This window comes from Nonomuraea sp. NPDC048826 (assembly GCF_043198225.1).
In the GTDB taxonomy this organism is placed as follows: Bacteria; Actinomycetota; Actinomycetes; order Streptosporangiales; family Streptosporangiaceae; genus Nonomuraea.
In genome coordinates, this window is sequence record NZ_JBICUQ010000002.1 from 1,007,382 (window position 1) to 1,024,755 (window position 17,374).

17 protein-coding genes and 3 tRNA genes are annotated in these 17,374 nt (G+C 72.3%); 11 read left to right on the plus strand and 9 right to left on the minus strand.

From position 1 onward, the window contains the following. Window positions 1–39 precede the first annotated feature (39 nt). On the minus strand, window positions 40–690 hold the full coding sequence (locus tag ACGFI7_RS10290) for an NAD(P)H-binding protein (RefSeq protein ID WP_393401732.1): 651 nt from the start codon (window positions 688–690) through the stop codon (window positions 40–42). Window positions 691–711: 21 nt separating this feature from the next. Continuing rightward, on the minus strand, window positions 712–1,614 hold the full coding sequence (locus ACGFI7_RS10295; RefSeq protein ID WP_393401735.1) for an IclR family transcriptional regulator: 903 nt from the start codon (window positions 1,612–1,614) through the stop codon (window positions 712–714). A gap of 88 nt (window positions 1,615–1,702) precedes the next feature. Here ACGFI7_RS10295 and ACGFI7_RS10300 point away from each other — a divergent pair, with 88 nt between their 5' ends. Beyond that, window positions 1,703–2,068, plus strand: coding sequence for a metal-sulfur cluster assembly factor (locus ACGFI7_RS10300; RefSeq protein WP_393401737.1), 366 nt, complete (start codon window positions 1,703–1,705; stop codon window positions 2,066–2,068). Beyond that, entirely contained in the window at window positions 2,065–3,036 is a 972-nt protein-coding gene (locus ACGFI7_RS10305; protein WP_393401740.1) for an amidohydrolase family protein, read from the plus strand. The genes ACGFI7_RS10300 and ACGFI7_RS10305 overlap by 4 nt, the downstream gene beginning before the upstream one ends. Window positions 3,037–3,051: 15 nt before the next feature. Here the strand turns inward: ACGFI7_RS10305 and ACGFI7_RS10310 are convergent, their stop codons facing one another. From ACGFI7_RS10310 to ACGFI7_RS10325, 4 genes are all read right to left on the minus strand, one after another. Further along, a complete protein-coding gene (locus ACGFI7_RS10310) occupies window positions 3,052–4,623 on the minus strand; it encodes a bis-aminopropyl spermidine synthase family protein (RefSeq protein ID WP_393401742.1) in 1,572 nt (523 codons plus the stop codon). Window positions 4,624–4,754: 131 nt separating this feature from the next. Then, window positions 4,755–4,829: transfer RNA gene (locus ACGFI7_RS10315), tRNA-Val, on the minus strand. 13 nt (window positions 4,830–4,842) lie between these two features. After that, window positions 4,843–4,914: transfer RNA gene (locus tag ACGFI7_RS10320), tRNA-Gly, on the minus strand. 83 nt (window positions 4,915–4,997) lie between these two features. Further along, window positions 4,998–5,744 carry an SDR family NAD(P)-dependent oxidoreductase gene (locus ACGFI7_RS10325; RefSeq protein WP_393401745.1) on the minus strand — a complete coding sequence of 249 codons (747 nt, stop codon included), beginning with the start codon at window positions 5,742–5,744 and terminating at the stop codon, window positions 4,998–5,000. A gap of 210 nt (window positions 5,745–5,954) precedes the next feature. Here ACGFI7_RS10325 and ACGFI7_RS10330 point away from each other — a divergent pair, with 210 nt between their 5' ends. Beyond that, window positions 5,955–6,659: an ArsR/SmtB family transcription factor gene (locus ACGFI7_RS10330; protein WP_393401747.1), complete on the plus strand. Its 705-nt coding sequence runs from the start codon at window positions 5,955–5,957 to the stop codon at window positions 6,657–6,659. Between the two features lie 16 nt (window positions 6,660–6,675). After that, window positions 6,676–8,226: a histidine ammonia-lyase gene (gene hutH, locus ACGFI7_RS10335; RefSeq protein ID WP_393401750.1), complete on the plus strand. Its 1,551-nt coding sequence runs from the start codon at window positions 6,676–6,678 to the stop codon at window positions 8,224–8,226. Here the strand turns inward: hutH and ACGFI7_RS10340 are convergent. Continuing rightward, on the minus strand, window positions 8,223–9,443 hold the full coding sequence (locus ACGFI7_RS10340; RefSeq protein WP_393401929.1) for a Rid family hydrolase: 1,221 nt from the start codon (window positions 9,441–9,443) through the stop codon (window positions 8,223–8,225). The two genes, hutH and ACGFI7_RS10340, sit on opposite strands and share 4 nt — an antisense overlap. Between ACGFI7_RS10340 and ACGFI7_RS10345 the strand changes: the two genes are divergently transcribed. From ACGFI7_RS10345 to ACGFI7_RS10365, 5 genes are read left to right on the plus strand one after another with little or no spacing between them, the layout of a single operon-like run. Beyond that, complete coding sequence (locus ACGFI7_RS10345) at window positions 9,442–10,356, plus strand: LysR family transcriptional regulator (protein ID WP_393401752.1); 915 nt, start codon at window positions 9,442–9,444, stop codon at window positions 10,354–10,356. The genes ACGFI7_RS10340 and ACGFI7_RS10345 overlap by 2 nt on opposite strands. Then, window positions 10,323–11,336 carry a chorismate-binding protein gene (locus ACGFI7_RS10350; RefSeq protein WP_393401755.1) on the plus strand — a complete coding sequence of 338 codons (1,014 nt, stop codon included), beginning with the start codon at window positions 10,323–10,325 and terminating at the stop codon, window positions 11,334–11,336. Before ACGFI7_RS10345 ends, ACGFI7_RS10350 begins: the two co-directional genes overlap by 34 nt. Beyond that, window positions 11,333–12,163: an aminotransferase class IV gene (locus tag ACGFI7_RS10355; protein WP_393401758.1), complete on the plus strand. Its 831-nt coding sequence runs from the start codon at window positions 11,333–11,335 to the stop codon at window positions 12,161–12,163. The genes ACGFI7_RS10350 and ACGFI7_RS10355 overlap by 4 nt, the downstream gene beginning before the upstream one ends. A gap of 7 nt (window positions 12,164–12,170) precedes the next feature. Next, a complete protein-coding gene (locus tag ACGFI7_RS10360) occupies window positions 12,171–13,631 on the plus strand; it encodes a serine/threonine protein kinase (protein ID WP_393401760.1) in 1,461 nt (486 codons plus the stop codon). After that, window positions 13,574–13,777, plus strand: a complete 204-nt coding sequence (locus ACGFI7_RS10365) for a hypothetical protein (RefSeq protein WP_393401763.1) — start codon at window positions 13,574–13,576, stop codon at window positions 13,775–13,777. The genes ACGFI7_RS10360 and ACGFI7_RS10365 overlap by 58 nt, the downstream gene beginning before the upstream one ends. Here ACGFI7_RS10365 and ACGFI7_RS10370 read toward each other — a convergent pair. Beyond that, window positions 13,771–15,150 carry an LVIVD repeat-containing protein gene (locus ACGFI7_RS10370; protein WP_393401766.1) on the minus strand — a complete coding sequence of 460 codons (1,380 nt, stop codon included), beginning with the start codon at window positions 15,148–15,150 and terminating at the stop codon, window positions 13,771–13,773. The two genes, ACGFI7_RS10365 and ACGFI7_RS10370, sit on opposite strands and share 7 nt — an antisense overlap. 54 nt (window positions 15,151–15,204) lie before the next feature. Between ACGFI7_RS10370 and ACGFI7_RS10375 the strand changes: the two genes are divergently transcribed. Beyond that, window positions 15,205–15,840, plus strand: coding sequence for a DUF305 domain-containing protein (locus ACGFI7_RS10375; protein ID WP_393401768.1), 636 nt, complete (start codon window positions 15,205–15,207; stop codon window positions 15,838–15,840). Window positions 15,841–15,976: 136 nt separating this feature from the next. Here the strand turns inward: ACGFI7_RS10375 and ACGFI7_RS10380 are convergent, their stop codons facing one another. After that, window positions 15,977–16,393 (minus strand): SsgA family sporulation/cell division regulator, encoded by a 417-nt coding sequence (locus ACGFI7_RS10380; protein ID WP_393401771.1) that lies wholly within the window; start codon window positions 16,391–16,393, stop codon window positions 15,977–15,979. A 435-nt stretch (window positions 16,394–16,828) separates the two neighbouring features. Here ACGFI7_RS10380 and ACGFI7_RS10385 point away from each other — a divergent pair. Further along, window positions 16,829–16,903, plus strand: a tRNA-Val gene (locus ACGFI7_RS10385). Window positions 16,904–17,374: the final 471 nt, after the last annotated feature.

Below are 17,374 nucleotides of genomic sequence, written 5' to 3' on the forward strand. Positions count from 1 at the left end.
CTACGTAAGCGTCCGGGGCCGCCTTGTTATTCCAGACTGTCACAGAGCGTTGATGGCGGCCGCGTCAAGGACGCGTTCGGGCGCGCCCCGCTCGGCCACCGCGATCATAGCCCGCCCGACCTGCTCGGTCGTGGTCACCGCCGACGGGAACAACCGCCGCAGCACGGGATAGAACGGCGCCGCCACCACGTACGCCAGCCGGTAGAGCCTCGTCCTGGACGTGGCCCCGTACAGCGGCTGGATGTAGCCCGGGCGGAACATGTAGGCCTCCAGCGGCAGCGCCAGCAGGGCGTTCTCCGTCTCGCCCTTCACCCTGGCCCACATCGTGCGGCTCCGGGCGTCGGTGCCGATGCCCGACACGTACACGAACGTCGAGCCGGGGCTGATGTCCGCGAGCGTGCGCGCCACGGCCAGCGTGAGATCGTAGGTGACGCGCCGGTAGTCGCGCTCGCCCATGCCCGCCGAGGACACCCCCACGCAGAAGAAGCAGGCGTCGTACCCCGCCAGCTCGCCCGCCACGGGCGTCAGGTCGGACAGGTCGGCGTGCCGGATCTCGCGCAGCTTGGCGTGCGTGAGACCGGTGACCGAGCGGCCGACCGACAGCACCGCCGTCACCCGGTCGTCGGCCAGGCACTCGCGCAGCACGCCCTGACCGAGCATGCCGGTGGCGCCGAACACGATGACCCTCATGAGACCCCTCCTGGCCGCAGCCTATCCGGCCAGGTCGCCCGCGGCCTCGCGCAGCCTGCGGTGAACCCCTGGCGGCAGGTGCAGCCCCCGGGTCGAGACCGCGACGGCCCAGCGCGGCCCCGCTCCCGCTCCCGCTCCCGCTCCCGCGCCCGCTCCCGCTCCCGCTCCCGCGCCCGCTCCCGCGCCCGCTCCCGCGCCCGCTCCCGCGCCCGCGCCCGCTCCCGCGCCCGCTCCCGCGCCCGCTCCCGCTCCCGCGCCCGCTTCCGGTGCCACTCCCGCGCCCGCTTCCGGGACCGCGACGCCCGCGCACGCCACCCCGTCGCGGAACTGCCCGTGCTCCTCCACCACCTGGCCCGCGCGCAGCCGGCCCAGCTCCGCCTCCAGGTCCTCCGGACGCACCGGCGTCGTCGGCGTGAACCGCCGCATGCCGGTCTCCGCCAGCAGCGACCGCCGCGTCCGCGGAGGGAGCGTGAGCAGCAGCGCCTTGCCGAGCGCGGTCGCGTGCGGCGCCGCCTCCAGCCCCGTCTGCAGATCCTCCAGGTACGGGGAACCCGGCCCCTCCGCCACGCCCGCCACCACCAGCCGCCCGTCGGCCAGCCGCGCCAGATAGGCGGTGCGCCCGGTGGTCGCCGCCAGGTGGGTGAGCACCGCCCGCGCCTCGGGCGGCCGGCCGAAGGCGCCCAGCATGTCGTGGAAGCGCTCAGCCACCTGCGGGCCGAGCAGGTAGTCGCCGTTGGGCCGCCGGTGCAGGTAGCCCTCGTAACACAGCGTCCGCACCAGGTGGTAGGACGTGGACAGGTTCAGCCCGCACCGGCGCGCGATCACCTTGACCGTCAGCGGCCGGTCCGACTGGGCGACCTCCTCCAGCACGCGCAGCGCGCGTGACACGCTGCGGATGAGGTCGCTGGGTTGCTCGCCTTTCATGCACTCCAGCATCCGCCGCGCATCCCCTGTTCGCCATCTGAAAACGGGCAGGCTACCCCCGGCGACACCCCAGGTCGACGATGAGGCCATGCCGGACATACCGCCATGGGCATACCGAGCGCTGGATTCCGTCTACGACCCGTGCTGCCGCGAGAAGGGCATCTCCGTCGTCGAGATGGGCCTGGTCCGCTCCGTCGAACTGGACGACGGCCGGGCCCGCGTGGAACTGCTGCTGACCACCGGCTGGTGCCCGTTCGCGGCCCGGGTGCTCACCGAGGTGCGCGAGCGGATCGAGGAGCAGCCGGGCGTGACCGAGGCCGAGGTGGAGGTCGTCTGGGACGAGGCGTGGACCGTGGACCGGCTCTCGCCCCGGGCCGCCCGCCTGCTGCGGTTCCTGCCCGACCCCCGGGCCGTGCCCGACAGATCGGCTTACATCAGGGAGGAGCTGCGGTGATCGACGACATGTTCGTGTTCGACAGCGTCGCGCACGTCTTCAACTTCGAACCGAAGAACGCCTTCGGTCAGCCCGGCCGGATGTTCTCCGACCATCTGTACGCCTTCCACACCACGCTGACCCCGGAGGGTGAGCCCAAGCTGTCGCCCGAGGAGTTCCTGCGGCAGTGGACCGTCGACGACATCCGGCGCATGGTCTACGACGAGTCGGACACCGACATGCTCGTCGCCATGCCGCTGCCGCTGACCGACCTCTACCACGACGGCCTGTCACCCTGGCAGGAGTGCGCCGAACTCGCCGCCCGCGACCCCGACCGCACCGTCTTCTGGGGCACCGTCAACCCGCTCGAAGGCCGCCGCGCCCTCGACCTCATGGAACGCCAGGTCGGCGAGCACAACGCGCGCGCCTTCAAGCTCTACAACGTCCGCTACGACTACGGCTCGCCCTACCCGTGGCGCATGGACGACCCGCGGATCGCCTTCCCGATCTTCGAGAAGGCCCGCGACCTGAACGTCAACCTCATCGGCGTGCACAAGGGCGTGCCGCTCGGCCCGCAGCCCATCGAGCACACCCAGACCTGGGACATGGACGGCGCCGCCGCCAACTTCCCCGACATCAACTTCGTCATCTTCCACGTCGGGCTGCCGTTCCTAGACGAGACCTGCTGGCAGCTCATCCGCTATCCCAACCTGTACGCGTCCCTCGCCGCGACCATCAACTTCGTGGTGCGCGCCCCGCGGATGTTCGCCGAGATCATCGGCAAGCTGCTCTTCTGGTGCGGCGAAGACAAGATCGTGTACGGCTCGGAGGCGCCCATCTTCCACCCGCAGTGGGCGCTGCGCGCCTTCAAGGACTTCCGGATCCCGCAGGACCTGTGCGACGGCTACGGCTACCCCCAGCTCACCGACCAGGCCAAACGCAAGATCCTCGGCGACAACCTGCTCCGCCTGCACGGCCTGTCACGCTGACCCCGGCCGCCGCCGTCACCCCTGCGCGCCGGCCCCGATCGTGAGCGAGGCCGTCACGGCCGCGGGCAACTCGCGCAGGCGGTGGGCGGGCAGTTCCAGCACGGTGACGTCGTCGGCCCACGGCGCGACCCGGGCGACGACCTCGCGGGCCTGCCTCTTGGTCAGCCCGCCGTCCGCCCTGGTCAGGCCCTCGCGCCAGGTGTTGGCGAGCTTGCCGTGCGCGTTGTCGAGTATCGCGCGCAGCAGGCGGCCCGGCGGGTCCTGGGCGGGGCCGGCGCGCTCGGCGTCGAGGACCGCGCCGTCGGCGGTGATCCGGTAGACCGGCGACAGCGGCGCGGTCAGCCCCGCGAGGTCGTCCGGCGGCTCGGCGAGGAACACCCGCACGTGCCGCGCCCGGGTGGCCAGCAGGAGGCGCGGCACCGCGGCCGTCATCCCCGCGGGCACGGCGACGGCCACCCGCTCGGGCGCGGCCGCGTACGGCTTGGCCAGCCAGGTGGACAGGCGGGCCCGGGGAACGCGGGGGAGGAGGTCCTTCGGCCAGTCGCCGACCAGGACGCCCGGCTCGAAGCCGCCCAGCCGGACCGAGCCGGCCGCCGGGCGGGACTCCACGGACTGGGGGCCCTTGGTGTAGATCGCGGTGCCGTAGCGGTCGGCCCTGGCGGCGACGGCCGGCCGGGTCTTGGTGGTCGGGCGCAGCACGTAGAGGTCGGCCGCCGAGCCGATGGCCTCCGCCCCGAAATAGCGGTTGAAGTCGGGATACATCGCCTCGTAGGCGAGGTTCAGATCGTGCAGCGATTCCTGCACCTTCAGGGCCAGCATCGGCGTCCGCTCGCTCGCCCCGTACGCGAGGAGCACGCGCCCCTGATCCGGGTCGCGCAGGCCCTCGACGGCCCTGGCGACGAACAGCCCCACCCCCTCGGGGGTGTACGGCGGGTCGGTGACGGCCAGGTCGGCCCACTCGTGGGCGGAGCGCGGCAGGCCGAGGCGCAGGTCGGCCCAGCGGGTGCGCACCGCCAGGCCGAGCCGCCGGGCCTGCTCGTCGATGTAGGCGAGGATCCGCTCGTCGAGGTCGGCCACGGCGACCTCGGCCTCGGGATGGATCAGCTTGATCGCCAGCGAGGTCAGGTCGTGGTCGCCGACGCACAGCACCTTCGCGTCCCGCAGCCAGAACCGGGCGCCGAGCAGCAGCGCCCGCCGCACGACGGTCTCCGGCGTCGCCGCCACGTGGTCGAGCACGTGCCGCCCCCGCGGCGCCCCGGCGATCAGCCGCTCCATGAGCTCCACGACCCCGGAGTGCCGGGGGAGGAGATGCCCGACGGGATCGGCGGGCCTGGCGGACGGGCTGTCGCCGAGCAGTTCGCGGACCGCCTCGGCCTGCCCGGCCGTGAGACGGAACCGGTCGCCGGAACGCTCGGGGGCCACCTCGCGCAACAGCGCCTCGATGCCCCGCCTGGAGGTGGCGGTCTCCCGTACGAGGTCGGCGAGGGTCCACCAGCCGCCGTCGGCCAGCAGCGCCAGCGCGGCCCGGAACCGCCCGGCATCCACCCCCGCCCCGGCCAGCACCTTCCGCACGCCCTCGCCATCCATGGCCAGAACCCTATCGGGACCGAACCACCTTCCCGGCCGCCCGAATGCCTTCTATCGGTGGGAGGGAGCCACCTCGCGCGACCCCGGAGAAAGCGAAAGGCCGGGGGACTGCCCCCGGCCGGTGAGTGAGATGGTGGACGATACTGGGATTGAACCAGTGACCTCTTCCGTGTCAGGGAAGCGCTCTCCCGCTGAGCTAATCGTCCAAGTGCGAGACCGAGCGGAAGACGGGATTCGAACCCGCGACCCTCACCTTGGCAAGGTGATGCTCTACCCCTGAGCCACTTCCGCGCCCGCCCGGCGAACGCCGGGTGACGAGAGAACTCTAGCGAATACTCGCCGACTCCCCAAACCGGATTGTCCTGCCCAGGCGCTCAGACGGGCGACGGCGTGTGCCCTCCGTTGACGGTGAGGCGCTGCCCGGTCACGTACGCCGCCTCGTCGGAGGCGAGGTACGCCACGGCCGCCGCGACGTCCCTGGGCGTGCCGATCCGGCCCACCGGGACCTCCGCCACGTAGTCGTCGGCGTCGAGGCCGGCGTGCCGCTCGACCGGGATCCAGCCGGGCGCGACCACGTTCACGGTGATCCCGTACGGACCGAGCTCGCGCGCCCAGCACCGGGTCATCGCGTGCTGCGCGGCCTTGGCCGAGGTGTAGGCGGAGGTGCGCGGCAGCGTGCGGTCCACGACGTCGGAGCCGATCTGGATCACCCGGCCCCTGCCGCGCTCCCGCATCGCGGGCAGGCAGGCCTGGACCAGCAGCGTGGGACTCTTGACGAAGAACGTGAGCTGGTCGAGCTGCGCCTGCCAGGTCAGCTCCTCGACGCCGAGCTCGGGCTGCGGGCCGGTGGCGTTCAGCACCAGCGCCTCGACCGGCCCGAGCTCCCGCGTGACCCGGGCCGCCAGGCCGGCGGTGGCTGCCTCGTCCGTCACGTCGGCGGGGAAAGCTTCCGCGCGCCCGCCCGCCGCCCGGATCTCGTCGACCACCGCGGCGGCGCCGGCCGCGTCGGACCGGTAGTTGACCCCCACCGCCCAGCCGTCGGCGCCCAGCCGGCGCGCGATGGCGGCCCCCAGGCCACGGGAGGCCCCGGTGACCAGCGCGACTCTCACTTGCTCATGCACGCCCGCCACCCTACCGAGGGGCGCTGTCGAGGGCCGCGCTCGGGAGCCGTGCTCGGGAGCCGTGCTCGAGGGCCGGGTGAGTGACGCGTCCGGGAGCCGTGATCGAGGGCCGGGTGAGTGACGCGTCCGGGGTCGCATGAGAGCCGCCCCCACGGGTAGACGGGTGATACTTCGACCGGCGCGCAAACGTGCCTGAGCTACCGTCACCACATGGCTGAACGTACCGATGCCGACATCGCGCCGGTCGCGGCGCTCATCGCCGACCCGACCCGGGCCGCGATCCTGACGGCGCTGCTCGACGGGCGCGCGCTGGCGGCCGGGGAGCTGGCCGCGCTGGCCGGGGTGAGCGCGGCCACCGCCAGCGCCCACCTGGCCCGGCTGCTCGACGGCGGGCTGGTCGGGGTGGTGCGGCAGGGCCGCCACCGTTACTACCGGCTGGCCGGACACGAGATCGCGGAGGTGCTGGAGGTGCTCGCCAGAGTCAGCGCGCGGCCGCCCGTGCGGTCGCTGCGGCAGTCGCGGCAGGCCCGGCTGCTGGAGGAGGCGCGCACCTGCTACGACCACCTGGCCGGGCGGGCCGGCGTCGCGCTGCTGGACGCGCTGCGCGGGCACGGCTGCCTCGACGGCGAGCGGGTCACCCCGGGAGGGGAGAGCCTGCTGGCGGAGCTGGGCGTGGACGTCGAGCGGGCGCGCCGGGCCAGGCGCAGGTTCGCCCCGGAGTGCCTCGACTGGACCGAGCGCCGGGCCCACCTCGGCGGCGCGCTCGGCGCCGCCGTCACCGAGGTGCTGCTGGAGCGCGGCTGGTACCGCAGGGGCAGCATGCCGCGCGCGGTCGTGCTCACCGACGAGGGACGGGAAGGGCTGGCCGCGTTGTTCTCCGGTAAGGAGCTAACATCGCATTTGCCGGTTACCTAAACGGGAGAAACACATCATGCGCGACAACGAGGTCGTGAACGTCGGTCCCGAACCCCTCAGCTTCGACGACGTCATCCGGGTGGCCCGCCACGGCGCCCCCGTCCGGCTCGCCGACGACGCGATCGCCGCGGTCTCGGCGGCCCGCCAGCGGGTGGACGACCTGGCCGAGGCCCCCGTCCCCGCGTACGGGATCTCGACCGGGTTCGGCGCGCTGGCCACCCGCCACATCGACCCGTCGCTCCGCACCCAGCTGCAGCGGTCGCTGGTGCGCTCGCACGCCGCGGGCAACGGCCCCGAGGTGGAGACCGAGGTGGTGCGCGCGCTCATGCTGCTGCGCCTGCACACGCTCGCCACCGGCCACACCGGCATCCGCCCGACCACGGCCAAGACCCTGGCCGCGCTGCTCAGCGCCGGGATCACGCCGGTGGTCCACGAGTACGGCAGTCTCGGCTGCTCGGGCGACCTCGCCCCGCTGGCGCACGTGGCCCTCACCCTGATGGGCGAGGGTGTCGTACGCGATAAATCCGGAAATCTCGCCCCGGCAGGCGAAGCGCTCAAGCAGGCCGGCATCGAACCCGTCGAACTCGCCGCCAAGGAGGGCCTGGCCCTCATCAACGGCACCGACGGCATGCTCGGCATGCTCGTCCTCGCCATCGCCGACCTGACCACGCTGGCCAGGACCGCCGACGTCAGCGCCGCGATGAGCGTCGAGGCGCTGCTCGGCACCGACCGTGTGTTCGCCCCCGAGCTCCAGGCCCTGCGCCCGCACCCCGGCCAGGCCGCGGCCGCCGCCAACATGGTCAAGATCCTGGCGGGTTCGGAGATCATGGCCAGCCACCGCGACCCCGAGGCGTGCACCCGCGTCCAGGACGCCTACTCGCTGCGCTGCGCCCCCCAGGTCGCCGGCGCCGCCCGCGACACGATCGCGCACGCCGCCGCCGTCGCCGGGCGGGAGCTGGCCAGCGCCGTCGACAACCCGGCCGTGCTCGACGACGGCCGCGTCGAGTCCAACGGCAACTTCCACGGCGCGCCGCTCGCGTACGTGCTGGACTTCCTCGCCATCGTGGCCGCCGACCTGGCCTCGATGTCCGAGCGGCGCACCGACCGCTTCCTGGACGTGGCGCGCAACCACGGCCTGCCCGCGTTCCTGGCCGACGACCCCGGGGTCGACTCCGGCCACATGATCGCCCAGTACACCCAGGCCGCCATCGTCTCGGAGCTGAAGCGGCTGGCCGTGCCCGCCAGCGTCGACTCCATCCCGAGCAGCGCCATGCAGGAGGACCACGTCTCGATGGGCTGGTCCGCGGCACGCAAGCTGCGCCGTTCCGTCGACGGACTCACCCGCGTGCTGGCCGTCGAGGTGCTCACCGCCGCCCGCGCCCTCGACCTGCGCCGCCCGCTCACGCCCGCCCCGGCCACCGCCGCCGTGGTCAAGGCGCTGCGCGAGACCGTGCCGGGGCCGGGACCCGACCGGTTCCTCGCGCCGGAGATCGACGCCGCGGTCCGGCTGGTGGCCGAGGGCGGCGTGGTCCAGGCCGTGGAGGCCGTCACCGGCCCGCTCGGCTAGGAAGGCAGCGCGACGATCGCGTCCATCTCCAGCAGCAGCCCCGGCATGAACAGCTTCGACACCTCAACCGTCGTGCTGGCCGGGGGAGTGCCGGTGATGTACTTCCTGCGTACCTTTCCGTACTCGACCCTCTGGTCCATGTCCGTCAGGTACGTACGCAGGAACGCGATGTCGCCGAACCCCGCGCCCTGATCGGCGAGGATCTTGCCCAGGCACTGGAAGACGTGCTCGGCCTGCTCGGCCATCGACCCCTCGCCGACCAGGCGGCCCTGCTCGTCGAAGGCCGCCTGGCCCGACACGTAGAGGGTGTCGCCGACGCGGACCGCGTGCGAGTACATCCCGTTCGTGGCCGGCACGGTGGCCGGGTTGAGCGGCACCGCCCGGCTCCGCCGCGGTCCGCCCTCGACGTGCGGCGCGATCGAGGTCAGGTCGCGCCCGCCCAGGCCCGCCGCCTCCGCCTCGCGCAGCCGCCGCAGCGCCGCGGTCGCCACCGTCGCCTCCGGCCACGCGGCCAGGTCCAGGTCCTTGGCGGCCAGCCCGAGCGCGTAGCGGGTCTCCGCCGCGGGCTCGCGCAGCCGCTCCGCCACCCCGCCGAGCGGGGTGCCCGCCAGCACGTCCAGCAGCGCCGTACGATCCACCCCGTGCGCCGTCCCGTACGCGAGCGTCTCCGCGACCAGCACCTGGGCGGGCACGATCGCGCTCATGACGGCGAGCTTCATGGCCGCCCCCGCGCCCAGCGGGCCGCACTCGCGCACGGCGCCGAACACCTCCAGCACCTCGCGGCAGCCCGAGACGTCCCCGCCGGCCAGCACCGTCAGCGCGCCGGAAGCCGCCGGGCCCACGCTGCCCAGCACCGGCGCGTCCACCAGAGCCACCCTCGCCGGCAGCAGCTCGCGCAGGTCGCGCACCGCCTCCGGGCCGATCGTGGACATCTCCACCACCGTCGCACCCGGCCGCAGCCCCGGCAGCGCCGCCGTCAGCACCTCTCGCACGGCGGCCGGGTCGCGCAGCATCGTGATGACGAGGTCCGCGTCCTCGACCGCCGCGGCGGCCGTCACGCCGGTCCCACGCCGCCAGGTGGTCACCTTGTGCCCGGCGTCCACGAGCCGCCGGGCCATGGGGACGCCCATGCGTCCCTGTCCGAGAAATGCAATCACGTCCACCAGTGAAGCGGTACGCGTGGTATTCCACCAGCGACTAGATTGCATGGCAGCCATGCCGAACACGAATGCCTTCGACACCGCCGCCCTGCGCCTGTTCCACGAGGTCGCCGGCAGCGGATCGTTCACCGCCGCCGCCGAGCTGCTCGGCTACACCCAGTCCGCGGTCTCCCGGCGCATCGCCGCGCTGGAACGCGCCGCCGGCGGGCCCCTCTTCGAACGCCTGCCCCGCGGCGTCCGCCTCACCTCCGCCGGCCACCTGCTGCACCGGCACGCCGCCGAGGTCCTCGACCGGCTCGACCAGGCGGGGGAGGAGCTGATCGCGCTGCACCGCGGCAGCGGCGGCACCCTGCGCGTCGGCTCGTTCGCCACCGCCAACGCCGACCTGCTGCCCACCACCCTGAAGCGGTTCGCCGAGCGCCGCCCCGCCATAGACCTGCGGCTGATCGAGGGGCTCAGCCCGCACCTCATCGAACGGCTGCACGCCGGGGCGCTCGACATGGCCGTGATCAGCGACTACCTGACCACGCCGCCGGGCGAGCTCCGCCTGATCCCGCTGCTGGCGGACCGCCTCCTGGTCGCGCTGCCCCGCGACCACGCGCTGGCCGGCGAGGACGAGGTCGACCTGCGCGACCTGGCCCAGGAGAGCTGGATCGAGGCCGCCCCGCGCGGCCAGCCCACCCTGCTCCTGGCCGCCTGCTCCGCCGCCGGGTTCACCCCGCGCGGCGGGTTGCGGGTCGCCGAGTGGTCCGGCAAGTTCGGCTTCGTCGCCGCCGGGCTCGGGGTCACGCTCGTGCCGGAGCTGGCCGCCCGCGCCGTGCCGCCCTCGATCGTCCTGCGCCGCCTGCGCGGCCGGATGCCCGCCCGCACCGTGTACGCGGTCCTGCCCGAACCGGCGCTTCCGGCCGCGACGGAGCTCGCCGGAATGCTGGGAGAATGGGAGGCGTGTACGACGGCTACGCGCACTTAGGCGGCCGGCTCGCCACGGGGCTGCGCGACGTGACGACCGACCTCGCAGCGCTCGACGGCGAGGGCTGGTGGGCCGTCGTGGTCGACTACGAGGGCAAGGTCACCTGCGCCCGCTTCGACCGGGTGCGCCGCGCCCCGCTGCCCGCGCCGCGCGGCCCCTGGCCCGGCCCGCGCCCCGAGGAATGGCGCAGCTCGCTCGACCGCGCCGCCTACGAGCGGGGCGTGCGCGCCATCCGCGACCACATCGAACGCGGCGAGGTCTACCAGGCCAACCTCTGCCGCGTCCTCACCGCGCCGCTCGCGCCGGGGGCCGACCCGCTCGCGCTCGCCGCCCGCCTCGCCGCCGGAAACCCCGCCCCGCACGCCGCCGTCATCCACCTGCCCGGCCTCGACGTCATCTCCGCCTCGCCCGAGCTCTACCTGTCGCGCGACGGCGACGTGGTCGAGTCACGCCCCATCAAGGGCACCGGCGTCACCGCCGCCGACCTGCTGGAGAAGGATCACGCGGAGAACGTGATGATCGTCGACCTGGTCCGCAACGACCTCGGCAGGGTCGCCGCCGTCGGCACCGTCGAGGTGCCCGAGCTGTGCGCCGTCGAGGAGCACCCCGGCCTGGTCCACCTCGTCTCCACCGTCCGCGCCCGGCTGGAGCCCGGCGCGGGGTGGGCCGAGCTGTTCGCCGCCACCTTCCCGCCCGGCTCGGTCACCGGCGCGCCGAAATCCTCGGCCCTGCACATCATCAATGCGCTCGAACCGGAGCCGCGCGGGCCCTACTGTGGGGCGGTGGGCTGGGTCGACGCCGACCGGCGCACGGCGGCGCTGGCCGTCGGCATCCGCACGTTCTGGATCCGCTCCGGTCAGATCCGCTTCGGCACCGGAGCCGGCATCACCTGGGGCAGTGACCCCGGGCGCGAATGGGCCGAGACCGAGCTCAAGGCATCCAGGCTGATCACACTGGCATCATCGGGAGGAAATGGATGAACGTCCCTGTCTGGGTCAACGGGGAGCTGCTCGACCCCACGCAGGCCACGGTCTCGGTGTTCGATCACGGCCTGATGGTCGGCGACGGCGTCTTCGAGACCATCAAGATCGTCAACGGCCGGTCCTTCGCCCTGACCCGCCACCTCGACCGGCTCAAGCTCTCGGCCCAGCGCATGGACCTGCCCGAGCCCGACCTGGAGGCGATCGCCGACGGCATCGCCCGGTGCCTCGCCGCGGCCCCCGCCTGGCCGCTCGGCCGCATCCGCGTCACCTACACCAGCGGCCCCGGCCCGCTCGGCTCCGACCGCGGCAACCAGGGCGCCACCTCGGTGGTGATCGTGGACGAGCAGAAGCCGTTCCCGGCCGCCGCCGACGTCACCGTCGTGCCCTGGCCGCGCAACGAGCGCGGCGCCCTGTCCGGCGTCAAGAGCACCTCCTACGGCGACAACGCCAAGGCGCTGGCCTACGCCAAGGCCCGCGGCGGCGGCGAGGCGATCTTCGGCAACCTGGCCGGCAACCTGTGCGAGGGCACCGGCTCCAACGTCTTCATCGTCCGCGACGGCCGGCTGCTCACCCCGACGCTCGACTCCGGATGCCTGGCGGGCGTCACCCGGGCGCTGGTCATCGAGTGGTTCGGGGCCAAGGAGGTCGACCTGCCGCTGTCGTCCTTCTACTCCGCCGAGGAGGCGTTCCTCACCTCCACCACCCGCGACGTCCAGCCGATCGCCCGCGTCGACGACACCGTGCTGCCCGTCGCCCCCGGCCCCGTCACCGCCAAGGCGATGCAGGTCTTCGCCGAGCGAGCCGCCGCCGACCTCAACCCCTGATCCCGCGTTGACCGTCACCCCCCGCCGCCCCGGAGATCCGGAGCGGCTCGGTCCCTACGTGATCGCCGGCCGCCTCGGCCAGGGCGGCCAGGGCATCGTCTACCTCGGCGAAGGTCCCGGCGGCGAGCGCGTGGCCGTCAAGATGCTCACCGGCGGCCTCGACCGCTCGTTCGCCCGCGAGCTGGCCGCCGCCCGCCAGGTCGCCGAGTTCTGCACTGCCCGCGTCATCGCGGCCGACCTCGACCACGATCCGCCGTACGTGGCGAGCGAGTACATCGACGGCCCGCCGCTGGCCGACGTCGCCCCGCTGCACGGCACCCCGCTGGCGCGGCTGGCGATCGCCACCGCGACCGCGCTCACCGCCATCCACCAGGCCGGGGTGGTGCACCGCGACTTCAAGCCGGGCAACGTGCTGATGGCGCCCGACGGGCCGCGGGTCATCGACTTCGGCATCGCCCGCCTGACCGACTCCAGCACGACCGGCGGCGCGCTGGCCGGCACCCCCCGCTACATGGCGCCCGAACAGTTCGCCGGCGGGCCGGTCGGGCCCGCCGCCGACGTGTTCGCCTGGGGCTGCACGATCGTGTTCGCGGCGGCCGCGCGGCCGCCGTTCGGCGGCGACACCATCCCCGCCGTCATCCACCGCGTGCTGCACGCCGAGCCCGACCTGGGCGGGCTGACCGGCCCCTTGCGCGACATCGTCGCCCGCTGCCTGGACAAGGACCCCGCCCGCCGCCCCTCGGCCCGCGACGTGCTGCTGGAACTCCTCGGCGGGAGCACGCCGGGCGGCGAGGCGGACACGCTCCGGGAGGCCGCGATCGCCGTGGCCGCTCCGCGCGTCTCCCGCCGCACCGTGCTGATCGGCGCGGGCGCGGCGACGGCCGCCCTGGCCACCACCGCCGCCCTCCTGTGGGGGCGCGGCCCGGGAGGCTCGCCCCGGGCGTTCGCCTCCGACGGTCCCGGCGGGACGCCGTCCCCCACGGAAGTCCAGCCGCGGGCGCTCGCCGCGGCCCTCCAGGACGCGATCGCGATCGCCCCGATGGCCGACTTCACCCACGAGGGCGGCCTGACCCAGAGCGACACCCACGCCACCGCCGGCGGGAAGCTCGCCTACCACCCGGAGACGTCCGACAGCTCCAGCAGCGTCGACTACGCCATGTCCATACGGCCCTCGGCAGGAAACACCAGGCCGTGCTCATCGCCGCCGGCGCCCGCGAGGGCCTCTACCTCGACGGCCGCAAACTGGGCGAACAGGACAACTCCGAGGCCGGGACCGGCAGCCGGATGGTCGCGATCATGGCGTCCGTCGGGGTGGCCGCCGACCTCGTCGCGCTCACCCCGGCCATCCGCGGGTCCGAGCGCGTCTACGCTGCCTCCCTCGTCACCAGCAAGGCCCCGCAGAGCCTGCAGATGTTCCTCGCCGACATCGCCGGCTGGGAGTCGGAGCAGCTCGCCGCGACCACCCTGAGCTGGCGGCTCGAACTGGACGCGGACGGCCGCCCGCGCTCCTACACGCTGGCCTGGCGCTTCCCCGTGGACGGCACCGTACTCACCTCGACCTGGACCACCGGCTACCGCGACTGGCGCAAGGGCGCGATCCCACCGCCTCAGTAGCTCTTCTGGGTCTGGACGTTGAAGTCGTCCATCTTCACGTCCTTGGCCGGGTCGGTCAGCGGGTCGGTGATCCGCAGGACGTCCAGGCCCATCCGGATGTCGGCCGAGTAGACGTACCCGTTGTAGTAGTACGCCGACCAGGAGCCCGCGATGCCCTCTTCCGCGAACGGGCCGCGCTCGAAGAAGCCGATCTCCTTCGGGTTGGCGGAGTCGGTGAAGTCGAAGAAGGACACACCGCCCTGGTACCAGGCCTGCACCATGATGTCCTTGCCCGGGATGGGCAGCAGCGAGCCGTTGTGGGCGACGCAGTTCTCGGTCGGCCCCTGCTCACGCGGGATCTTGAAGTAGCCGCGCTTCTCCAGCTTGCCGTCCACGATGTCGTACACCGCGTTCGCGCCCTTGGTGGCCGGGATCTGCGCGGTGCAGGTCGGGGCCGAGCCGCCGCCGAGCTCGTCGCTGAACAGCACCTTGGTGGCGTCGTTGTTGAACGTGGCGGAGTGCCAGATCTGGAAGTTCTCCTCGTCGGTGACCTGCTGGATCAGCTTGGGGTTCACCGGGTCCGTGATGTCGAACAGGTAGCCGTCGCCGAAGCAGGCGGCAGCGGCCAGGTTCTTCTCCGGGTAGGCGGTGATGTCGTGGCAGCCCGTGCCCTCGCCCTGGTCGCCGATCGGGATGTCCGGGCTGGCCAGCACCTTGGCCGACTTCGGGTCGTCCAGCGGGATCTCCACGACCTGCAGCAGCTGGTGCGGCGGCGGGCAGGTCTGGGAGTCGGGCTCCGGACCGGGCGAGGAGACGTACACGAAGAGCTTGCCGTCCTTGGGCACCATCGTGTGCGTGTGCGAGCCGCACTCGGTGGCGACCGCTCCCACGTACCTCGGGTTCTTCTTGTCGCTGACGTCGAAGATGCGCAGGCCCTCCCACGTGGCCTCGTTCTCCGTGGAGTCGCAGCCCTCGCCGCTGCGCGGCGAGTCGATCGAGAGGATCACCAGGTTCTCGTACACGGACACGTCGTTCTGCTGAGCCGGGCAGGTCACCTGGCTGACGACCTTCGGCGCGGCCGGGTCGCTGATGTCGAAGATCGAGAACCCGCCGAAATTGCCCATGTAGAGATAGTCGCCCTGGAAGGCGAGGTCGGTGTTCCAGTCCATCTCACCGTTGAGCGGGGCGGTCCGCGGCACGTTCGCCACATGTTCGACGTTGTCGCTCGTCAACACCTCACCGGGCGCCGCCTGGCTCTGCGAGCTCTCCGAGCTCGGCGAGCTTCCCTGCGGCTCGCCGGTGAGCGGCGCCTCCGCCGGAGGACTCCCCGCACATGCGGTGACCAGCAGAAAGGCCGCCCCCAGCGCAGCCCGACGAACCTTGGCGAAGATCACGCCTGCCCCCTCGTCTCATAGCTCAGTATGGAAGCTATGCCAGGGAGGTCCGGAATGCGCGCGCTATTGGTCACAGTTCTGCTGACATCGTCCGTCCTGGCCGGCTGCGGCGACGAGTCCCCGCAGCCCTCGGCCATCGGCACCGAGGCTCCGGTGATCGTACCGGGCGACCCCGGCGCCACGGCCCGCACCGCGACCCCCGGCGAGCGCCTCGGCCAGGTCCCGGCCACCCCCACGGCGGCGGACGTGCGGTTCGCCGAAGGCATGATCCCCCACCATCGGCAGGCGCTCGAGATGTCCGGCCTGGCGGCCAACCGCACCTCCACCGCGTCCGTGCTCGGCTTCGCCCAGCAGATCGCCATCAGCCAGCAACCCGAGATCGCCATCATGTCGGAGTGGCTGACCGGCCTGGGCCGCCGCGTCCCCTCCGGCCACGGCCACGGCGGCCAGGATGGTTACGGCATGGCGACCGAGGAGCAGCTGAAAGCCCTGCGCGCCGCCAAGGGCAGCGCCTTCGACCGCATGTTCCTGCAGCTGATGATCAGGCACCACGAGGGCGCGCTCAAGATGGCGCAGGAGCAACTGGCCGGGGGAAAGGACCAGCGGATGCGGCTCATGGCACGCGAGGTGTACGCGGGGCAGAGCATCGAGATCGCCAGAATGCGCAAGCTGCTGCGCGACAGCCCATGACCGACCTACCCGAAGGCTTGGCAGGGAGGCATGGCAGGCTGTGAGGACCGGAGGCATGGCAGGCTGTGAGGACCGGAGGCTTGTCAGGCCGTGAGGACCGGACACCGGCCTTCCTGCCTGTCCCGGAGCGGGCCTTTCAGCTGGACCAGAGCATGTTGGACAGTTCGGCGTCCAGATCCATGTAGTCGGTCTCCCGCCCGGCCGGCACCTTCTCGTACGTACGGTGCAGGAACTCCGTCAACGGAGCCAGCGGCACCTCGAACAGTGCCTGCCCGAAAGGCGACGTCAGGCTGATGTGCAACGTGCGCTCGCCGTCGGCGCGCGACGGCCACACCTGCACGTCGCCGTCGCCGACTCGCCGCACGATGCCGACGGTCAGCAACTCGCGGGCGAAGATCCACTCGACCGGTTCGTCGTTCCCTACGTGGAAGGCCATGCGGATGGCATACGGATCGTCGGCTGTGTAGCTCAGCCCGGCGAGCAGGGGGACGGTCGTACGGTCGGGGACCACAAGCCGAAGGCCAAGCTCGGCGGAGACGGTGGTGCTGTTCATCGTCAGCCAAACCTTTTCGTCGTAGGTCCCCTCTACGGGGCTTTCACTGCTCGGGGGTACTTCGTCCACGTGTCCGAGCTCTGACGGCGCAACGAAGAAACCTGTTGGAAAGATTCCGCTCCAAGGCCCTTCTGTAACGCAACTCACAGCTGGACATTTAGGCATCTACCTGGCTAAACGGGATCAGTTGGGTCGTATTTACGAGGGTTTTGCGTGTTGTGGATCTCGTCCCGGAAGCCGCCGGTGATCGTTCTCGATGCTGATCACGTCGGGCGTCTACCCGGGACACGACGATGGTATGCCACCGGCCCGCCACAGCGGTGGGCAACCGCCGCGTTTCACCCCGAATCCTCACCCTGCCGTCTATCGTTTCGCCAGCGGGTGCTGGAGTGCGGTATGGTTTTCCCCGTCGGGCCCCACGGGGCCGGACAGGGCGGGCGATTAGCTCAGCGGGAGAGCGCTTCGTTCACACCGAAGAGGTCACTGGTTCGATCCCAGTATCGCCCACCACATCGCAGCAGGTCAGAGGCCGGTTCTCCAACGGAGCGACCGGCCTTTTTGCTGTCTGGACCGTCGTTGGACCGTGGCCTTGATCGTCACCCGCCCGGGTGGACCGTCACGGGACGGCAGGTCCCGGCACCCTCGCCGCGGTCCGGACGGTCCGCGATGTTCAACTGGCCGGTCTTCGCTCGGGGCCTTCAGCCGTGAGCGTGGGCATCGGCGAGTGACCTACACATAGGGATCTACAGCGTAAAGCTGTTGGCCATGCTCAACGAGTACCCTCCACAAGCTCTTGGCATGATCCATCAGGTGCCCGTCGAGTGAGGGAGACGGGCGGGTCCTCGACGCCCTCGGGACGGTTTGTCGGTCTTGTAAGCCATGCTCCACCCCAGCGAGCAAGATCAAAAGCTGGTGAAGGTGTTGAGATAGCTTGCCACCTCATCGGTAACCTGCTGCGTCTGTCCGCCCAGGCCGGTGGCT